Here is an 18,206-nt window from a genome sequence, read left to right on the forward strand (position 1 = left end):
CTAGACTCCCTCGTCCCCGGCCGTCTGCACCAGCACCGCCGCGAGCGCCGCCTCGAAGGCGGATCGCTGCGCCGCGTTCGTCGTCGGGTCCTGCCGGCGCACGTCGACGACGTGTCCGGTCATCGTGGACAGCAGGACGTCCAGCGAGGTCAGGGCCACCGCCTCGGAGCTGAGCAGGGAACCGGTCGGCTCCTCGCCGAAGGCCTTGACGCGCATCGGGGTGGCGGTGCGCTCCGGGTTCACGCAGTTCACGCGGATGTGGTCCTCGGCCCACTCGTCGGCCAGCGCCTGCGTCAGATTGACCATGGCGGCCTTCGCCGACGAGTACAGGCTGTAGTTCGCGCGGCCCCGGGTGTAGCTGCTGGAGGTGAAGAGCAGCAGCTGTCCCTCGGTCTTGCCGAGGTACTTGTGGGCGGCTCGCGCGATCTGCACGGGCGCCAGGTAGTTGACCTCCAGCGCCTGCCGGATCGTGTCGTCGTCCGTCTCGTCGAGGCGGCCGACCCGCAGCACGCCGGCGGTGTTCACGACGTGGTCGATCCGGCCGGTCTGCGCGTACGCCTCGGCCAGCGCCGCCTCGACGTGGTCGGGGTTCTCCACGTGGGTGCCGGTGGTGGAACGCCCCAGTGCGAAGACCCGGGCACCGAAGCTCTCGGCGATGCGCGCGATGTCGGCGCCGATCCCGTACGAGCCGCCGAAGACCACCATCGTCTTGCCGGACAACTGCTCGCGGTAGGCGGCCTCGTCGGCGTGGGCGGGCGCGGCGTGCGAGGCGAGCTGGAACAGCTTGTCGGCGATGAACACGTCGACCGGCTGGGTGACCTTCATGTTGTACTCGTCGCCCGTGACCACGTGGACCGGCACGTCGGGCAGGTACTTGACGACCACGGAGCAGTCGTCGGTGGCCTGGAAGAACGGGTCGGCGGCGGCCCGCTCGTAGGCGTTGCGGATCGTGGACAGCCGGAAGCCCTGGGGGGTCTGGCCCCGGCGCAGCCGGGAGCGGTCCGGGACCTCGGTGATGAACTCGCCGTCGTCCCCGTGGGTGCGCGTCACGATCACGGTGTCGGACGACGGGATGGCCACGTCGACGGCCTGGTAGCGCTCCAGGGACTCGACGCACTCACGGACCACGCGCTGCGAGAGCAGCGGGCGCACGGCGTCGTGGAAGAGCAGGTTGATGTTCTCGTCGGCCTCCCGCCCCTGCGAGGCGGCGGCGATGGCGATGCGGGTGGTCTCGCTCCGCGTCGTCCCGCCGGCCAGCACCCGGGAGACCTTCGTCAGGCCCGCGTTCTCGACGATCCGGCGGGCTTCCTCCAGATGGTCGGGCGTCATGAGGAGGAGGACCTCGTCCACGTCGGCCGCGGACTCGAAGATGTGCAGCGTGTGCTCCAGGATCGGCTTACCGGCGATCTTGAGGAGCTGCTTCGGTATTTCGAGCCCGATGCGTTGGCCGGTCCCCCCTGCGAGAACAACGGCGATGGTACGGCGGGGGGCGGTACTGGACGGCACGGTCTCCTTCTTCCTCTGAGCTGGGTTGGGGGCCACGGCCGGGCGGGTGTGGATCGGCCGTGGAAGGGTGCGCCGGCTAGGCGGGGAAGGGCGCCGGCTCCGGGTACTCGATCGGGAAGTCGGCGACTCCACGACGGTAGAGATCGTTCGCGGCATCGTTGAAGCGAACGACCGACGGCGGGTACTCCGCGCCGAGGAGGTACTCCTTGAGCTGCTCCCGGTAGGCGGCCATGTGGTCCTCGGCCGGGTTGAGCATCGCCTCGATCGCCTCGGACAGCCCGTTGCAGTCGGCGTCGAGCAGGTACGAGGCGTACGCCGTGCGCTGCTCGTTGCGGAACTCCTGGTCCGGCAGCCCGTCGAGGTTGAAGATCGCGTACGGCTTGAGGGTGGCGACGAAGTCGGACACCACGCTCGACATGTCGCCGATGAGCAGGTCGGAATGGTTGAAGCAGTCGTACAGCGCGGGGATCCGGTTCGTCACCACGTGGTGCGCGGCGTCGGGCATCGCGCTCCAGTACAGGGTCCCGGCCTGGTTGCGGGTGCGCCGGATGCGGGCGGTCCGCTCCTCTTCGGTGAGGTCGGGGTACGGGGAACGGACACCGCGCTCGGAGAGGTCGGCGATGCGCTGGTCGAGGCGGGCCAGCTTGCGGCTCGCGGCCTTGGAGTCGCTCACGTTGCGGCCGAAGCGTCGGGCGTTGTCCTCCTCCAGGAGGGCGATGACGCGTCGGTGCGCGGCGGCGGCCTGCGGGGAGCGGGAACCGGTCAGCGGGTGCGGCTTGTAGATCACACGGATGTCGAGCTTGTGGTCGAGCAGCGCCTGGATCAGCTTCTCGCCGGCCGGCAGCACCGAGGTGTAGCAGGCGTCGTCGGTCCAGCCCTCCCAGGTGGGGGCGTAGATGACGGTGGGTACGGGGTTCACGGCCCGGCCCGTCCAACTGTGCAGGGGCATCAGCTGGGGCCGGCCGACCTCGACGATCTGGTTGTGGGTCACCGCGTGCTTGATGCGCTCGTAGCGGTCGCGGCCTGCCCGGCCGGCCACCCAGATCTCGTCGAAGACCTTGCTGACGCGGTTGCTGCTGGCGAGCTTGTCGCTGTCGCCGTGGCCGATGAAGACGTGCTTGACCTCGGCGCGCTGGAGCATGTGCACGTTCTTGCCCGCGTTGCCGGGGTAGAGGGCGACGCGGAGTTCGTGCATCTCGATGCGCGCGAGGTTGTCGGCCTTGGGCACGCAGATGACGGGAACCGACGTGGCGTCCAGGTACCGCAGGGTGGCCCGCTCGCGCAGCACGATGAGGGGCCGCAGGTCCAACGCCTCCAGGGCCTCCAACCACATGTTCACCTGGTACATGAAGTCTTTGGAGATGGCGGCGAAGGTGAAGTAGAGGGCGACCTGGGGGCGGTATTCGGCCAGCTGGTGGTTCAGCTCGTCGATGGCCTCGTCGGTGGTGGGCAGCTTGAGCGCGTTGCGCGCGTCGGGCAGCAGCACCAGGAGGGACAGGTAGGCGAGGAAGACCGTGATGATCATCCCGTACGTGACCCAGCGCCAGTTGTCGGTCGCGATGGTGGCGAGGGCGCCGGCCACCAGGGGGATGTCCAGGTGCAGCGTCTTGCGGACGTGCTTGTCCACCAGGAACGGGTGCGGCATGCGACGGATGCCCAGCGCGTCCAGGTCCAGCCCGCGGGTGGTGAAGGGCAGTTCGTTGCGCTGCTTGCGCACGTGCTTGAGGAGCGCGCCGTACGCGAGTTGCAGGATGAACAGGAGGAGCAGGCCGATGGTCGTCATCTGCGCTACGAACGACTCGATGTCGGCGATGGCTCCGCACAGGCCCAGCAGCAGGAACTGCCGGATCAGGAAGCGCATGGTCAGGCCGAAGCGTGAGTCGCGCAGCCGCTCCAGGGTGCTCGACTCGGTGGTGTGGAGCATCAGGTCGGCCGCGTAGCTGAGGGCCGCGCAGTAGGCGAACATCGGCAACGAGGTCGTGGCGACCGCCGCCATCATCCCGAGGAAGCTGAGGATGAGCCCGGCGCTGATCAGAACGCCGGTGACGGCGTGCAGTCGTTTGGGGCCCATCGTGGGAGGCCTCCCCGTGGAGGTTTGAGATTCGGCGGAAGTGTCGCAGTAGTATAAGCAGCCGTATGGACGAGTTAAGAACGCGAGGTGACGCTCGGGCCAATGGTTGGTGGCCCTTGTGTGTGCACGTGTGCCGTTCGTCCCTCAAGGTCCGATTCTTCACCCCGTAAAGCGATACACCGTCAGCTCTCGGTGGTCCTCGGCCTTGATGGAAAAGCCCACGCACAATGCGGGGCGGGAATCCGCGGAACCGATCGCCATTCCCTCCGGCTCCCGGAAGGGCAGATCCGGTGCCACGGTGACCTTGTGCCGGCCCTGGGCGCGTCCCGTACGGATGTCGATCGCCGAGACGTGCGTGTTTCCGCCGGACTTCCGCGGATTGTTCCCGTCCTTGGTCGTGTACGGGCGGCCGGTGAGGATGTAGACGAAGTTCCCGTGCAGGGCGCAGCCCTGGAACCACTCCTCTTCCTTCACCTGGACACCGGCCCGCACGGCGTGCAACGGGTCGAAGCGACCGGCGAGGAAGTCCGCCATCCCGTACACGGACAGCCGGTGTTCCCCATCCGTCTCGTGACTCACCAGCACCCGCCCACCCGCCAGGTCGAGCGCGGGGGACACGTCGGACGCGCCCGGGACCGGATCGTAGTGCGGGACCCGCCGGTCGGACCCGTCGACCACGCCACCGTCGTCGAACAGCACACGGGCGATCTGGGTGCCGTAGCCGCTGTCCGCGTCGGGCCTGCTCTCCACCCATATGTAGGTGTGCTTCCCGACGGGCTCGACACCGAAGGAGATTCCATGCCCGAAGCCGCGGAGATACATGTGCCCGAGAGATATTCCCGTACTGCTCATCCGGGTCAGGCACATGTCGCCGGCGGTCTTTCGGTCGCCGGAAGTCAACGGCTCGGACTCGTCCTTCAGTTGAATGCCGCTTTCCACGGTCTGAAGGGTGTAGACCAAACCGTTGGCATCGTCGAAGGCGAACGACTGCGGACCCGTCGTATTGAATAGCGGCGTCGGTGCGAGCAGTTCCGCGCCCGTCCGCATGTCGAAGTCCCCGGCCGTCGGCTGAGGGTCGGGTTCCGCCGGGTCGGGCTCGTCGTCCGGTTCCGACGAGAGCGCCCACGTCAGACCGCTCGCGGCCAACCCGGCGGCGACCGCGCCGCCGCCGAACATCAGGGTCCGGCGGCTGAAAAGTGTCGTGTCATCCGCCATGCAGACATTCTGCCGGCCCCCGTACGGGCCGACGTCGCCGCCCCCGCGCGAGACCCCGAGAGGCGCCGCGAGACCCCGCAGGGCGCCGCCACCGGCACGAACGGCGGACGCCCGCCCCCGCTCGGGGGACGGGCGTCCGTTTCGACGCGTCGGGGACGCGAAGGGTCAGACCGGGACGCTCGCCAGACCCGGGGCGAGGAACTTCTTGCCGTTCACCCGCTCCGAGACGCCCTCACGGTCCAGGTACGGCGTCACGCCACCCAGGTGGAAGGGCCAGCCGGCGCCGGTGATGAGGCAGAGGTCGATGTCCTGGGCCTCGGCCACGACACCCTCCTCCAGCATCAGACCGATCTCCTGCGCCACCGCGTCCAGGACGCGGTCACGGACCTGCTCCTCGGTCAGGACGCTGTCGCCCTGGACGAGGAGCGCGGCGACCTCGGGGTCGAGCTCCGGCTTGAAGCCGTTCTCCGCGTTGTAGACGTAGAACCCGCGCTTGCCCGCCTCGACGACCCGCTTGAGGTTGGGGGAGACGGTGAAGCGCTCCGGGAAGGAGCGGTTCAGGGTCTCGGAGACGTGCAGACCGATCGCCGGACCCACGAGCTCCAGGAGCACCAGCGGGGACATGGGCAGGCCGAGCGGCTCGATCGCCTTCTCGGCGGTGACCACCGGGGTGCCCTCGTCGATGACGTTCTGGATCTCGCCCATGAAGCGGGTCAGGATGCGGTTCACCACGAACGCCGGGGCGTCCTTGGTGAGGACCGCGGTCTTCTTCAGCTTCCGCGCGACACCGAAGGCCGTGGCCAGGGAGGCGTCGTCGGTCTGCTCACCGCGGACGATCTCCAGCAGCGGGAGGATCGCGACCGGGTTGAAGAAGTGGAAGCCGACCACGCGCTCCGGGTTCCGGAGCTTCGAGGCCATCTCGGAGACCGACAGCGAGGAGGTGTTGGTGGCGAGGACCGCGTGCGCCGGGGCGACCGCCTCGACCTCCGCGAACACCTTCTGCTTGACGGACATCTCCTCGAACACGGCCTCGATGATGAAGTCCGCGTCCGCGAAGCCCTCGGCCTTGTCCAGGACACCGCTCACCAGGGCGGTCAGGCGGTTGGCCTTGTCCTGGTTGATGCGGCCCTTGCCGAGCAGCTTCTGGATCTCGGCGTGGACGTAGCCCACACCCTTGTCCACGCGCTCCTGGTCGATGTCGGTGAGGACCACCGGCACTTCCAGGCGGCGCAGGAAGAGCAGCGCCAGCTGCGAGGCCATCAGGCCCGCGCCGACGACGCCGACCTTGGTGACCGGACGGGCCAGGGACTTGTCCGGGGCGCCGGCCGGGCGCTTGGCGCGCTTCTGGACCAGGTTGAAGGCGTAGATGCCGGAGCGCAGTTCGCCGCCCATGATGAGGTCGGCCAGGGCCGCGTCCTCGGCGTCGAAGCCCTTCTGCAGGTCGCCGTCCTTGGCCGCCTCGATGATCTCCAGCGCCCGGTAGGCGGCCGGGGCCGCGCCGTGCACCTTGGAGTCCGCGATGGCACGGCCGCGGGCGATGGCCGCGTCCCAGCCCTCGGCGCGGTCCACGTCGGCCCGTACGACCTCGGTGGCGCCGTTCAGGACGTTCGCCGTCCAGATCAGCGACTGCTCCAGGAAGTCGGCACCCTCGAACAGGGCGTCGGCGATGCCCAGTTCGAAGACCTGCTTGCCCTTGAGCTGGCGGTTCTGGTTCAGCGAGTTCTCGATGATCACCGAGACCGCGCGGTCCGCGCCGATCAGGTTCGGCAGCAGGGCGCAGCCGCCCCAGCCCGGTACCAGACCGAGGAAGACCTCGGGCAGCGAGAAGGCGGGGATGGCCTTCGAGACGGTGCGGTAGGTGCAGTGCAGACCGACCTCGACACCGCCGCCCATGGCCGCGCCGTTGTAGTACGCGAAGGACGGGACGGCCAGCGCCGACAGGCGCTTGAACACGTCGTGGCCGCCCTTGCCGATGGCGAGCGCCTCGTCGTGCTTCTTCAGCAGCTCGACACCCTTGAGGTCGGCGCCGACCGCGAAGATGAACGGCTTGCCGGTGATGCCCGCGCCGACGATGGAGCCCGCGAGGGCCTCCTGCTCGACCTGGTCGATCGCCGCGTTCAGGTTGGCGAGGGACTGGGGGCCGAAGGTGGTCGGCTTGGTGTGGTCGAAGCCGTTGTCCAGCGTGATGAGCGCGAAGCGCCCGGCGCCGAACGGCAGGTCCAGGTGGCGGACGTGCGCGGACGTGACGACCTCGTCCGGGAACAGCTCGGCCGCACCCTTCAGGAGCTCAGCGGTGGTGCTCACTTGGAGTCTCCCTCGGCGTTGAAGTTCGGGTTCTCCCAGATGACCGTGGCGCCCATGCCGAAGCCGACGCACATGGTGGTCAGGCCGTAGCGGACGTGCGGCTGCTCCTCGAACTGACGGGCCAGCTGCGTCATCAGACGGACGCCGGAGGAGGCGAGCGGGTGACCGAAGGCGATGGCGCCGCCGTACTGGTTCACGCGCGAGTCGTCGTCGGCGATGCCGTAGTGCTCCAGGAACGCGAGGACCTGGACCGCGAACGCCTCGTTGACCTCGAAGAGACCGATGTCGTCGATCGTCAGACCGGCCTGGGCCAGGGCCTTCTCGGTGGCGGGGATCGGGCCGTAGCCCATGACCTCCGGCTCGACACCGGCGAAGGAGTACGCGACCAGGCGCATCTTGACCGGGAGGTTGTTCTCCCGGGCGAAGTCCTCGGACGCGATGATCGCGGCGGTGGCACCGTCGTTGAGACCGGCGGCGTTGCCCGCGGTGACGTTGCCGTGCACCCGGAACGGGGTCTTCAGGCCGGCCAGGTTGTCCAGAGTGGTGCCCGGGCGCATCGGCTCGTCGGTGGTGACCAGGCCCCAGCCCGTCTCGCCGGCGGCCTCGTTGGTGTTGCGCACCGAGATCGGGACCAGGTCCTGCTGGATCTTGCCGTCGGCGTACGCCTTGGCGGCCTTCTCCTGCGAGCGCACGGCGTACTCGTCGGCGCGGAGCTTGGTGATCGTCGGGTACCGGTCGTGCAGGTTCTCGGCGGTCATGCCCATGAACAGGGCGGACTCGTCGACCAGCTTCTCGGAGACGAAGCGCGGGTTCGGGTCGACGCCCTCACCCATGGGGTGGCGGCCCATGTGCTCGACACCGCCCGCGAGGGCGACGTCGTACGCGCCGAAGGCCACGCCGCCCGCGACGGCGGTCACGGCGGTCAGCGCGCCGGCGCACATGCGGTCGATGGAGTAGCCGGGCACGGACTGCGGGAGGCCCGCCAGGATGCCGGCGGTGCGACCCAGGGTCAGACCCTGGTCACCGATCTGCGTGGTCGCGGCGATGGCGACCTCGTCGATCTTCGCGGGGTCCAGGTCCGGGTTGCGGCGCAGCAGCTCCCGGATCGCCTTGACGACGAGATCGTCGGCGCGGGTCCCGTTGTAGATGCCCTTGGGGCCCGCCTTGCCGAACGGGGTGCGGACGCCGTCGACGAAGACGACGTCCCTGACGGTACGAGGCACGTTGGCTCTCCTCCAGGTGCGGGTGTGCACTGCTGCGCGGGGGCGCGGTCGGCGTTGTTTGCTGAGCGCCCGCTCACCTGCCCCATGCTACTTGCGGGTAACCAATGTGCACACCCTCTCCGGGAGGAGCGGCGAAGGTCACACTCCCGCCGCCGGCGCTCGTCGACGGCCGAGACGAAGGAAGCCCCCCGGCCGGGGGCCGGGGGGCTTCCTTCGTCGTCGAGGGGGTCAGTCGGTGGCGGCGAGCGCCTCGACCAGCGCCGGGGTCACCTGCTCGATCTGCCAGGTGCGGGCTCCGTGGGCCGCCAGGGCCGCGGACACCGAGTCCGCGTCCAGGCGCTGCGGCGGCTCCCAGCACAGCCTGCGGACCGTGTCGGGGGTGATCAGGTTCTCCTGGGGCAGGTTCAGCCCCTCGGCCAGCGCCATGACGGCGGCCCGGGCCGCCGAGAGCCTGGCGGCGGCGGCCGGGTCCTTGTCCGCCCAGGAACGGGGCGGCGGCGGCCCGGCCGGGGTCGCGCCCGGCTGCGGCAGTTCGTTCTCGGGCAGCGCCTTGGCCCGGTCCACGGCGGCCATCCACTGCTCCAGCTGACGCCGGCCCATCCGCTGCCCGTAGCCGGGAAGGGCGGACAGCGCGCTCGCGTTGAGCGGCATGGCCAGCGCGGCCTCGACGATCGCCGCGTCCCCCAGCACCTTGCCGGGCGACACGTCCCGCCGCTGCGCGATCCGGTCGCGGGACTCCCACAGCTCGCGCACGACGGCCATCTGCCGGCGGCGGCGCACCTTGTGCATGCCGGAGGTGCGGCGCCACGGGTCCTTGCGCGGGGGCGCGGGCGGGGCCGCGGCGATGGCGTCGAACTCCTGGTGGGCCCAGTCCAGCTTGCCCTGCCGGTCCAGTTCCTTCTCCAGCGCGTCCCGCAGGTCCACCAGCAGTTCCACGTCCAGAGCGGCGTAGCGCAGCCACGGCTCCGGGAGGGGGCGGGTGGACCAGTCGACGGCGGAGTGGCCCTTCTCCAGCGTGTAGCCGAGCACGCTCTCGACCATCGCGCCGAGTCCGACCCGCGGGAAGCCCGCCAGGCGGCCCGCCAGTTCGGTGTCGAACAAGGAGGTGGGGGCCATGCCTATTTCGCGCAGGCACGGCAGGTCCTGGGTGGCGGCGTGCAGGATCCACTCGGTCCCGGACAGCGCCTCGCCCAGGCTGGAGAGGTCGGGGCAGCCGACCGGGTCGATCAGCGCCGATCCCGCGCCTTCGCGGCGCAACTGCACCAGGTAGGCGCGTTGCCCGTAGCGGTAGCCGGAGGCGCGCTCGGCGTCCACGGCGACGGGGCCGGTGCCCGCGGCGAAGGCCGCGACCACCTCGGCGAGGGACTCCGCGTCGGCGACCACCGGGGGGATGCCCTCGCGGGGCTCCAGCAAGGGAACGGGCAACCCATCGGACGAAACCTCTTCGTCCGGGGGGCCGCCCCCGGTGGTGGTGCGCAGGTGTGCTGCGGTCTCTTGGGCGTCGGTCACCGGTCAAGGGTATCCGTGGATGTGGCGCGCCCGTCGCCGGAACGTTCCGGCGACGGGCGCGAGGGCCAGACGTGGTGAAGCGCGGGGGTGGGGCCGGGGTGCGGCGGGAGGGGGAGGAGGGGGTGGATTCGAACGTGTCCCGGGGGTTTTCCCGGGACGTCCCCCGGGAGCCACCGGGCGGGGTCAGTGGATGATTCCGGTCCGCAGGGCGACGGCGACCATCCCGGCCCGGTCGCCGGTGCCCAGCTTGCGGGCGATCCGGGCGAGGTGGGACTTCACGGTCAGTGCCGACAGGCCCATCGAGACGCCGATGGCCTTGTTGGACTGGCCCTCCGCGACGAGGCGCAGGACCTCGACCTCGCGGCCGGAGAGCTCTCGGTAGCCGCCCGGGTGGCTCGGGGCACCCGGGGGGCGGCGGTGCATGCGGGCGGCGGCGGCACCGATGGGGGCGGCGCCGGGCCGGGTGGGGAGCCCGATGTTGGTCCGGGTGCCGGTGACGACGTAGCCCTTCACTCCGCCCGCGAGGGCGTTGCGGACGGCGCCGATGTCATCGGCGGCGGACAGGGCCAGGCCGTTCGGCCAGCCGGCGGCACGGGTCTCGGAGAGCAGGGTGAGACCGGAACCGTCGGGCAGGTGTACGTCGGCCACGCAGATGTCGCGCGGGCTGCCGACGCGGGGGCGGGCCTCCGCGATGGACGACGCCTCGATCACATCACGTACTCCGAGGGCCCACAGATGGCGGGTCACGGTGGAACGGACGCGCGGGTCGGCCACGACGACCATGGCCGTCGGCTTGTTCGGGCGGTAGGCGACCAGGCTTGCGGGCTGCTCGAGAAGAACGGACACCTAGGCCTCCTGGGGGAGTGGCGGAACGTCTCGGCCGGGGGAAGGAAAGCCGGTGCGCTCCGTGCTGATGGTCATTGACTCCTTCGGCACGTCACCCGCCCGGCTTTAGGGAATGATCACGATTTGGTGAGTAACAATTCGGGCAATTCGGACGCACGATCGATCAATGGATGATCAGAAGCCCGCAGCGAATGCACGTTCTGGCACTCCGATGCGGGCTCGATCGGTCGACCCGACCCGGGGCGCCGCCCCGGGGAGCCCCCGGACGGGACCCGCGGTGCGGCCGAGCGGCCCCTCGACTACGGGTGGTGAGGACCGCGCCGCTGTGGCAGGGACACCACACCGGTGACGGTGTCCGTGGGGCCGACCGGCGGCAGCCCCGCGATTTGACACAGCAGCTCGCACCAGGCCGACAGATGGGCCGAGGTGTCCGGCACCCCGCCCACCCCCTCGCGCGGCGTCCACGAGGCCCTGATCTCGATCTGGGTGGCCGGCCGTCGCTCCGAGAGCCCGCCGAAATAGTGCGAGCTCGCCATGGTCACCGTCCCGCTGGGCTCGCCGTACGCCAGCCCGCGCGCCTCCAGCGCCCCCGTCAGCCAGGACCAGCACACCTCGGGGAGGAGCGGGTCCGCGGCCATCTCCGGCTCCAGTTCCGCCCGTACCAGCGTCACCAGGCGAAAGGTGCCCTGCCAGGCGTCGTGCCCGGACGGATCGTGCAGCAGGATCAGCCGGCCGTCGGCCAGGTCGTCCTCGCCGTCGACGACCGCCGCCTCCAGCGCGTAGGCGTACGGGGCAAGCCTCTGCGGCGGCTTGGTGGGGTCGATCTCGATCCCCTGCCGCAGCCGCGCCTTCTTCAAGCCGTCGACCGCCCGCCGGAACGGGAGCGGGACGGAGCTCTCCTTCGCGCTGTCCACACCGTCAGCGCCATCTGAAAATCGTCCCTGAGCCGCAGCCATGCGGGGAAGACTAGGCGGAACGAGCGGCCGGACGGCGCAGGGACACCCGCGCCGGGTCGGGCACTTCTTCGTACGTGCGAAGATTTGGGTCGTGAGCGCCAACGACCGCCCCAAGGGCCAGCCGAGTCAGACGTACGATTCCGCCTTCCTGAAGGCGTGCCGGCGGGAGCCGGTTCCCCACACCCCGGTGTGGTTCATGAGGCAGGCGGGACGCTCACTCCCGGAGTACCGGAAGCTGCGCGAGGGCACGCAGATGCTGGAGTCCTGCATGCGGCCCGACCTGGTCACCGAGATCACCATGCAGCCCGTGCGGCGGCACGGCGTGGACGCCGCGATCTTCTTCTCCGACATCGTGGTCCCCCTCAAGGCGATCGGCGTCGACCTCGACATCAAGCCGGGCATCGGCCCCGTCGTGGCCCAGCCGATCCGCCGCCGCGAGGACCTCGCACAACTGCGCGACCTCACTCCGGAGGACGTCTCGTACGTCACCGAGGCGATCGGCATGCTCACGGGTGAATTGGGCTCCACGCCGTTGATCGGCTTCGCCGGCGCGCCTTTCACCCTCGCGAGCTACCTCGTCGAGGGCGGCCCCTCGAAGAACCACGAGCACACCAAGGCCCTCATGTACGGGGACCCGCAGCTCTGGGCCGACCTGCTGGACCGCCTCGCCGAGATCACCTCGGCCTTCCTCAAGGTCCAGATCGAGGCCGGCGCCTCGGCGATCCAGCTCTTCGACTCCTGGGTCGGCGCGCTCGCCCCCGCGGACTACCGCCGCTCGGTGATGCCGGCGTCGGCGAAGGTCCTGGAGTCCGTGGCCTCGTACGGCGTCCCGCGCATCCACTTCGGCGTGGGCACGGGCGAGCTGCTCGGCCTGATGGGCGAGGCCGGCGCGGACGTCATGGGCGTCGACTACCGGGTCCCGCTGGACGAGGCCGTGCGCCGCGTCGGCCCCGGCAAGGCGCTCCAGGGCAACCTGGACCCGGCGGTCCTCTTCTCCACCACGGAGGCCGTGGAGGCCAAGACCCGCGAGGTCCTGGACGCCGCCGCCGGCCTGGAGGGCCACATCTTCAACCTCGGGCACGGCGTCCTGCCGACCACCGACCCCGACGCCCTGACCCGCCTGGTGGAGCACGTCCACACCAGCACCCGGCGCTGACGCGGGGCCCTTCCCCGGGCCGCGTCGTTCGTGACCGGCGGAGCCCCACCCGTCGACGACGGGCGGGACTCCGCCGCGTCCGGGCTCAGACGCCGGCCGAGCGGACCGCGGCGACCGCCTTGCGGGCCGCGACCAGGATCGGGTCCCAGACCGGGGAGAACGGCGGGGCGTAGCCCAGGTCCAGGGAGACGACCTGGTCCACCGTCATGCCGGCCGTGAGGGCGACCGCCGCGATGTCGACGCGCTTGGCGGCGCCGGCCCCACCCACGAGTTGGACGCCCAGCAGCCGGCCCGTGCGGCGTTCCGCCAGCATCTTCACCGTCATCTCGGTCGCGCCCGGGTAGTAGCCCGCCGTGTTCGTCGAACGGATCGTCGCCGTCACGAAGCGCAGGCCCGCCTCCCGCGCGTCGCGTTCGCGCAGCCCCGTGCGGGCGATCTCCAGGTCGCACACCTTGCTCACCGCCGTGCCGACCACTCCGGGGAAGGTCGCGTAACCGCCCCCCACGTTCGAGCCGATGACCTGGCCGTGCTTGTTGGCGTGCGTGCCCAGGGGGATGTGCCGCGAGCGTCCCGCCACCAGGTCCAGGACCTCCACGCAGTCGCCGCCCGCCCAGATGTCCTCGTGGCCCCGGACCCGCATCGAGAGGTCCGTCAGCAGCCCGCCCGAGTCGCCCAGGGGGAGACCCGCCGCGCGGGCCAGGGCCGTCCGGGGCTCCACCCCCATGCCCAGCACCACCACGTCGGCCGGGTACTCGTTCCCCGCCGCCGTGGCCACCGCGCACGCGCGGCCGTCCTCGTCCGTGAGGATCCTCGTCACCTCGGCGCGGGACACCGTACGGATGCCCATGCCGTTCATCGCCGTGTGCACGAGGCCGCCCATGTCCGGGTCCAAGGTGGCCATCGGCTGCTCGCCCCGGTGCAGGACGGTGACCTCGAAGCCCCGGCCGACCAGCGCCTCCGCCATCTCCACGCCGATGTAGCCCGCGCCGACCACGACCGCCCGGCGGCCCCCCGCACGCTCCAGGCCGTCCATCAGGCGCTGCCCGTCGTCCAGGGACTGGACCCCGTGGACCCCGTGCGCGCCGATGCCGGGCAGCCGGGGGCGGATCGGGCGGGCGCCCGTGGCCAGGACGAGCTTGTCGTACGCCGTCCAGGACTCGGAGCCCGAATCCAGGTCCCGGGCGCGGACGCGCCGGCCCGCGAGGTCCAGCTCCACGACCTCGGTCCGGGTGCGCAGGTCGATGTCCCGGGCGCGGTGCTCCTCGGGCGTGCGGGCGATCAACTCGTCCCGGCCGGCGACCTGCCCGCCGATCCAGTACGGGATCCCGCACGCGGAGTACGAGGTGAAGTGCCCCCGCTCGAAAGCGATGATCTCCAGCTCCGCCGGGCCCTTCAGCCGCCGGGCCTGTGACGCGGCGGACATGCCCGCCGCGTCACCGCCGATCACCACCAGTCGTTCCGCCGCCATCGTCCGCACCGTCCTCCACCGCCGCCGTCACGTGGGGGACACGCTACGGGCCCTCGCCCGAAAGGGTGTTCCCTCAGCGGTCGGAGTCGGCCCCGGCGTCGATGTCGGCCGCCTCGGGGGAGTCCGCGGCCCGCGACTGCTGCGCCGGCACCGTCACCCACTTGCGGGACAGGCCCGTCTTCGGCGTCGCCGGGCGGAACCTGCGGTACACCCGGACGCCCACCGCCACCAGCGCTGCCGCCAGCGCGAACGGCAGCACGGCGCCCACCGCCAGGGCCAGGTACCGCACCAGGGTCGTGAAGACGTCCCAGCCGCCGCGCAGGGCGTCCATGAACGCCGGCTCGTCCTTCTCCTTCTTCTCGGGGGCCGCCCGCTTCGGGGCCGGCTCCGAGACCTCCAGGGTGATCGTGCCGAGCGCGGTCTGGTCCTTCAGCGCCGTCTGCTGGGCCAGCAGCGACTCCAGGTCGGATTGACGCCGGCTCAACTCGCTCTCCAGCATGACCACGTCGGAGAGCGCCGAGGCCTTGTCCATCATCTCCCGCACCCGCGCCACACTGGCCTGCTGCGACCGGACCCGGCTGTCGACGTCGGCGACCTTCTCCGTCACGTCCTGCGCCTCGACCTTGCGGTTCAGCAGCTTCCCGCCGCCCTCCATCGCGCCCAGGACGGAGTCGAAGCGCTCGCCCGGCACCCGCAGGGTCACCGTCGAGGTCATCCGGCCGTCGTCGTCGCGCCGGGTGGACTCGTTGCCGACGTACCCGCCCGCGTTCTCGGCCGCCGTACGGGCGGCGGAGAGCGCCTTCTGCGCGTTCGTCGTCTCGATCGCCAGGGTCGCCGTACGGATGACGTGCGGGCGGACCGTCACCGGCTTCTGGCCCGCGTCCGCCCCCGCCGAGGGGGCCGCCGCCCCGGGCTTGCCCTGGGCGGCGCCCTGCTGCGGGGCGGCCTCGCGCGGTCCGGCCGCGGCCTTGTCGGCGGACGACGACCGGGCCTCGTCGCCGGAGGAGGCCGAGCAGCCGGTGAGCGCGAGGGCCCCGGCCAGGGAGAGGGCGGCCAGGGCCGCCGCCGTACGGTGTGCACGGGTGTTCCCGCGTGTGATGCCCATCAGTGATACCCCCGAGGTTCGGCCGTCGTTGCCCGTTCGACGTCCAGGGTCCGGCCGCGGGTTTCGCTTCCGCGGTCCCGAGGTGATCCCGATGCGGTCACGGTCCGGCCTCGTTGATCGATCTGAGACGATGTGTCCATGCACGAAGCGGACACGCGTACGGATCGACCGGCCCCCACCGGTCACGTCGTCGTCATCGGCGGCGGTATCGCGGGTCTCGCGGCGGCCCACCGACTCCTCGCCGACGGGCTCCGCGTCACCCTCCTGGAGGCCGGCCCGCGCCTCGGCGGCAAACTGCGCGCCGGCGAACTCGCCGGCCTGCCCGTCGACCTCGGCGCCGAATCGGTGCTCGCCCGCCGCCCCGAGGCGGTCGCCCTCGCCAAGGCCGTCGGGCTCGGGGACGCCCTCCAGCCGCCCGCCACCGCCACCGCCCACCTGTGGACCCGGGGCGCGCTGCGCCCCATGCCGCGCGGCCACGTCATGGGCGTGCCCGGCGACGTGGGCCCGCTCGCCGCCTCCGGTGTGCTGTCCGCCGAGGGCCTGGCCCGGATCGAGGCCGAACACGCGCTGCCGCCCGCCGAGATCGGCGAGGACGTCGCCGTCGGCGAGTACGTCGCCGCACGGCTGGGCCGCGAGGTCGTCGACCGTCTGGTGGAACCGCTGCTGGGCGGGGTCTACGCGGGCGACGCCTACCGCATCTCGATGCGCGCCGCCGTCCCCCAGCTCTTCGAGGCGGCCCGCGCCCACCCGCTGCTCGGCGACGGGGTGCGGGAGATCCAGCGCCGGGCGGCGGCACAACCCGGCCCCGCCGGACCGGTCTTCGCCGGCATCGCCGGCGGCATCGGGCGGCTCCCGATCGCCGTGGCCGACGCGTGCCGCGCCGCCGGGGCGCGGATCTCGACCGACACCCCCGTGCGCGAGATCATCCGTACGCCCGAAGGCTGGCGGGTGATCGCCGGGTCCGAGGTCATCGAGGCCGACGGGGTGGTCCTGGCCGTCCCGGCCGGGGCCGCGGCCCGACTGCTCGACGACCTCGCGCCCACCGCGGCCGTCGAACTGCGCGACGTCGAATACGCCTCCATGGCCCTGGTCACCATGGCCTTCCGGCGCTCCGACCTGCCCGCCGCCATCGCCGACGGCGGCGCCAGCGGATTCCTCGTACCACCCGTGGACGGCCGGACCATCAAGGCCTCCACCTTCTCCTCCAACAAGTGGGCGTGGGCCGGCGCCGACCCCGACCTGTTCCTGCTGCGGACCTCCGTCGGCCGGCACGGCGACGAGGGCGACCTGACGCGCGACGACGCCGACCTGGTGGAGATCTCGCTGGGGGACCTCGGCGCCGCCGTGGGCCTCGCGGCCCGGCCCGTCGCCTCCACCGTCACCCGTTGGAACGCGGGACTGCCGCAGTACCCGGTGGGCCACCTCGACCGCGTCGCCCGGATCCGGGCCGCCGTCGGCGCCCTGCCGGGTCTCGCGGTGTGCGGGGCGCTGTACGACGGGGTCGGCATCCCGGCCTGTGTCGCGAGCGCCGGCAAGGCCGCGGACACGGTGCGCGCGGGACTTCGAACGCGTTCGGGACCCCTGGCCACGACCACTGATCAGCACACGGGACAATAGGCACATGACTGCACCAGAGAAGATTCCCAACGCGGGGAAGAAGGCGAAGGACCTGAACGAGGTCATTCGCTACACCCTGTGGTCCGTCTTCAAGCTGAAGGACGTCCTGCCCGAGAACCGCGCCGGTTTCGCCGACGAGGTCCAGGAGCTGTTCGACCAGCTGGCCGCCAAGGACATCACCGTCCGCGGCACCTATGACGTCTCCGGCCTGCGCGCCGACGCTGACGTCATGATCTGGTGGCACGCGGAGACCTCCGACGAGCTGCAGACCGCCTACAACCTGTTCCGCCGCACCCGACTGGGCCGCGCCCTGGAGCCGGTCTGGTCGAACATGGCCCTGCACCGCCCGGCCGAGTTCAACAAGTCGCACATCCCGGCCTTCCTGGCCGACGAGAACCCGCGCGACTACGTCAGCGTGTACCCGTTCGTGCGCTCGTACGACTGGTACCTGCTGCCCGACGAGGACCGTCGCCGCATGCTCAAGGACCACGGCATGATGGCGCGCGGCTACCCCGACGTGCGCGCCAACACCGTCGCGTCCTTCTCCCTCGGCGACTACGAGTGGATGCTGGCCTTCGAGGCCGACGAGCTGTACCGCATCGTCGACCTCATGCGTCACCTGCGTGCCTCCGAGGCCCGCATGCACGTCCGTGAGGAAGTCCCCTTCTACACCGGACGCCGCAAGTCCGTCGCCGATCTGGTGGCCGGGCTCGCCTGAGACCTCCCCTGGGGGGAAGGAACCGGAGGAGCGCACCCCTGACACAGGGGCGGGCCTCCGGTGGATCGGGAGGCCCTGCCCCCGAAACGACGCAGCCGGAGATCCGCCCGGAAGTTCAGACGACAGGCGGCAGCAGGGCCCTGGGAGCATTCCCCGGGGCGCGTGTTGCCCCGTCGTCCAGCGACACCGGTGCGGGCTCCGGATGCGGCGCGCACGTCAGACGCCGTCCGCCGGTGTCACCCCGCGGCAAGTACCGCGCCACATGGGCGTCGACGCAGTCGTCGCGACCGCCGGCGGCGTCGTTGCACAACACCGCCGTGTACACGGCCGTCGCGTTCTCCGCCCCGGCCAGACGTCGTCGTGGTACGGGGCCCGCAGGAAGGCGGACTGCAACTCGCCGGTCCCGACCACCCCGCCGACGGGCACCCGGGCCACCGCGCCCCGTACCCGCTCCCCACTCGCCCGCACCGCCTCGGGGGTGGCGCCCAGCCGGTAGGTGCCGTGGTGGCGGG

Annotated in this window: 13 protein-coding genes; 3 read left to right on the forward strand and 10 right to left on the reverse strand. The window is 71.4% G+C overall.

Annotated features, from left to right (window positions below; translation table 11 throughout):
- The 8 genes from ACQEVM_RS09930 to ACQEVM_RS09965 all read right to left on the reverse strand — a co-directional run bounded on the left by ACQEVM_RS09930 (position 1) and on the right by ACQEVM_RS09965 (position 11,630).
- Positions 1-1,506, reverse strand: a complete 1,506-nt coding sequence (locus tag ACQEVM_RS09930) for an SDR family NAD(P)-dependent oxidoreductase (RefSeq protein ID WP_433077033.1) — start codon at positions 1,504-1,506, stop codon at positions 1-3.
- Positions 1,507-1,582: 76 nt separating this feature from the next.
- A complete protein-coding gene (locus tag ACQEVM_RS09935; protein ID WP_433077035.1) occupies positions 1,583-3,577 on the reverse strand; it encodes a hypothetical protein in 1,995 nt (664 codons plus the stop codon).
- Positions 3,578-3,736: 159 nt separating this feature from the next.
- Positions 3,737-4,792, reverse strand: coding sequence for a signaling protein (locus ACQEVM_RS09940; protein WP_433077037.1), 1,056 nt, complete (start codon positions 4,790-4,792; stop codon positions 3,737-3,739).
- A gap of 165 nt (positions 4,793-4,957) precedes the next feature.
- A complete protein-coding gene (locus tag ACQEVM_RS09945; RefSeq protein ID WP_433077039.1) occupies positions 4,958-7,096 on the reverse strand; it encodes a 3-hydroxyacyl-CoA dehydrogenase NAD-binding domain-containing protein in 2,139 nt (712 codons plus the stop codon).
- Entirely contained in the window at positions 7,093-8,319 is a 1,227-nt protein-coding gene (locus ACQEVM_RS09950; RefSeq protein ID WP_433077041.1) for a thiolase family protein, read from the reverse strand. Before ACQEVM_RS09950 ends, ACQEVM_RS09945 begins: the two co-directional genes overlap by 4 nt.
- A 228-nt stretch (positions 8,320-8,547) precedes the next feature.
- Positions 8,548-9,828: an HRDC domain-containing protein gene (locus ACQEVM_RS09955; protein ID WP_433077044.1), complete on the reverse strand. Its 1,281-nt coding sequence runs from the start codon at positions 9,826-9,828 to the stop codon at positions 8,548-8,550.
- A gap of 183 nt (positions 9,829-10,011) precedes the next feature.
- Complete coding sequence (locus ACQEVM_RS09960; RefSeq protein WP_007267191.1) at positions 10,012-10,674, reverse strand: helix-turn-helix transcriptional regulator; 663 nt, start codon at positions 10,672-10,674, stop codon at positions 10,012-10,014.
- 299 nt (positions 10,675-10,973) lie between these two features.
- The gene (locus ACQEVM_RS09965; protein ID WP_433077049.1) at positions 10,974-11,630 is read right to left on the reverse strand and encodes a DUF3000 domain-containing protein; all 657 of its coding nucleotides are present in this window, start codon (positions 11,628-11,630) and stop codon (positions 10,974-10,976) included.
- A gap of 91 nt (positions 11,631-11,721) precedes the next feature.
- Here ACQEVM_RS09965 and hemE point away from each other — a divergent pair, with 91 nt between their 5' ends.
- Positions 11,722-12,786: a uroporphyrinogen decarboxylase gene (hemE, locus tag ACQEVM_RS09970; protein WP_053684724.1), complete on the forward strand. Its 1,065-nt coding sequence runs from the start codon at positions 11,722-11,724 to the stop codon at positions 12,784-12,786.
- 85 nt (positions 12,787-12,871) lie between these two features.
- On the opposite strand, the gene ACQEVM_RS09975 is transcribed toward hemE, so the two are convergent.
- Complete coding sequence (locus ACQEVM_RS09975) at positions 12,872-14,254, reverse strand: FAD-dependent oxidoreductase (RefSeq protein ID WP_433077051.1); 1,383 nt, start codon at positions 14,252-14,254, stop codon at positions 12,872-12,874.
- 73 nt (positions 14,255-14,327) lie between these two features.
- Positions 14,328-15,359 (reverse strand): DUF4349 domain-containing protein, encoded by a 1,032-nt coding sequence (locus ACQEVM_RS09980; protein ID WP_433077053.1) that lies wholly within the window; start codon positions 15,357-15,359, stop codon positions 14,328-14,330.
- Positions 15,360-15,497: 138 nt separating this feature from the next.
- Here ACQEVM_RS09980 and hemG point away from each other — a divergent pair, with 138 nt between their 5' ends.
- Together hemG and hemQ are read left to right on the forward strand one after the other, a co-directional pair.
- The gene (hemG, locus tag ACQEVM_RS09985) at positions 15,498-16,976 is read left to right on the forward strand and encodes a protoporphyrinogen oxidase (RefSeq protein WP_433077055.1); all 1,479 of its coding nucleotides are present in this window, start codon (positions 15,498-15,500) and stop codon (positions 16,974-16,976) included.
- A gap of 4 nt (positions 16,977-16,980) precedes the next feature.
- Positions 16,981-17,694, forward strand: a complete 714-nt coding sequence (gene hemQ, locus ACQEVM_RS09990; protein WP_053684732.1) for a hydrogen peroxide-dependent heme synthase — start codon at positions 16,981-16,983, stop codon at positions 17,692-17,694.
- The last annotated feature ends 512 nt before the right edge of the window (positions 17,695-18,206 follow it).

The organism is Streptomyces sp. CA-243310 (assembly GCF_050936775.1).
Lineage (GTDB): Bacteria > Actinomycetota > Actinomycetes > Streptomycetales > Streptomycetaceae > Streptomyces.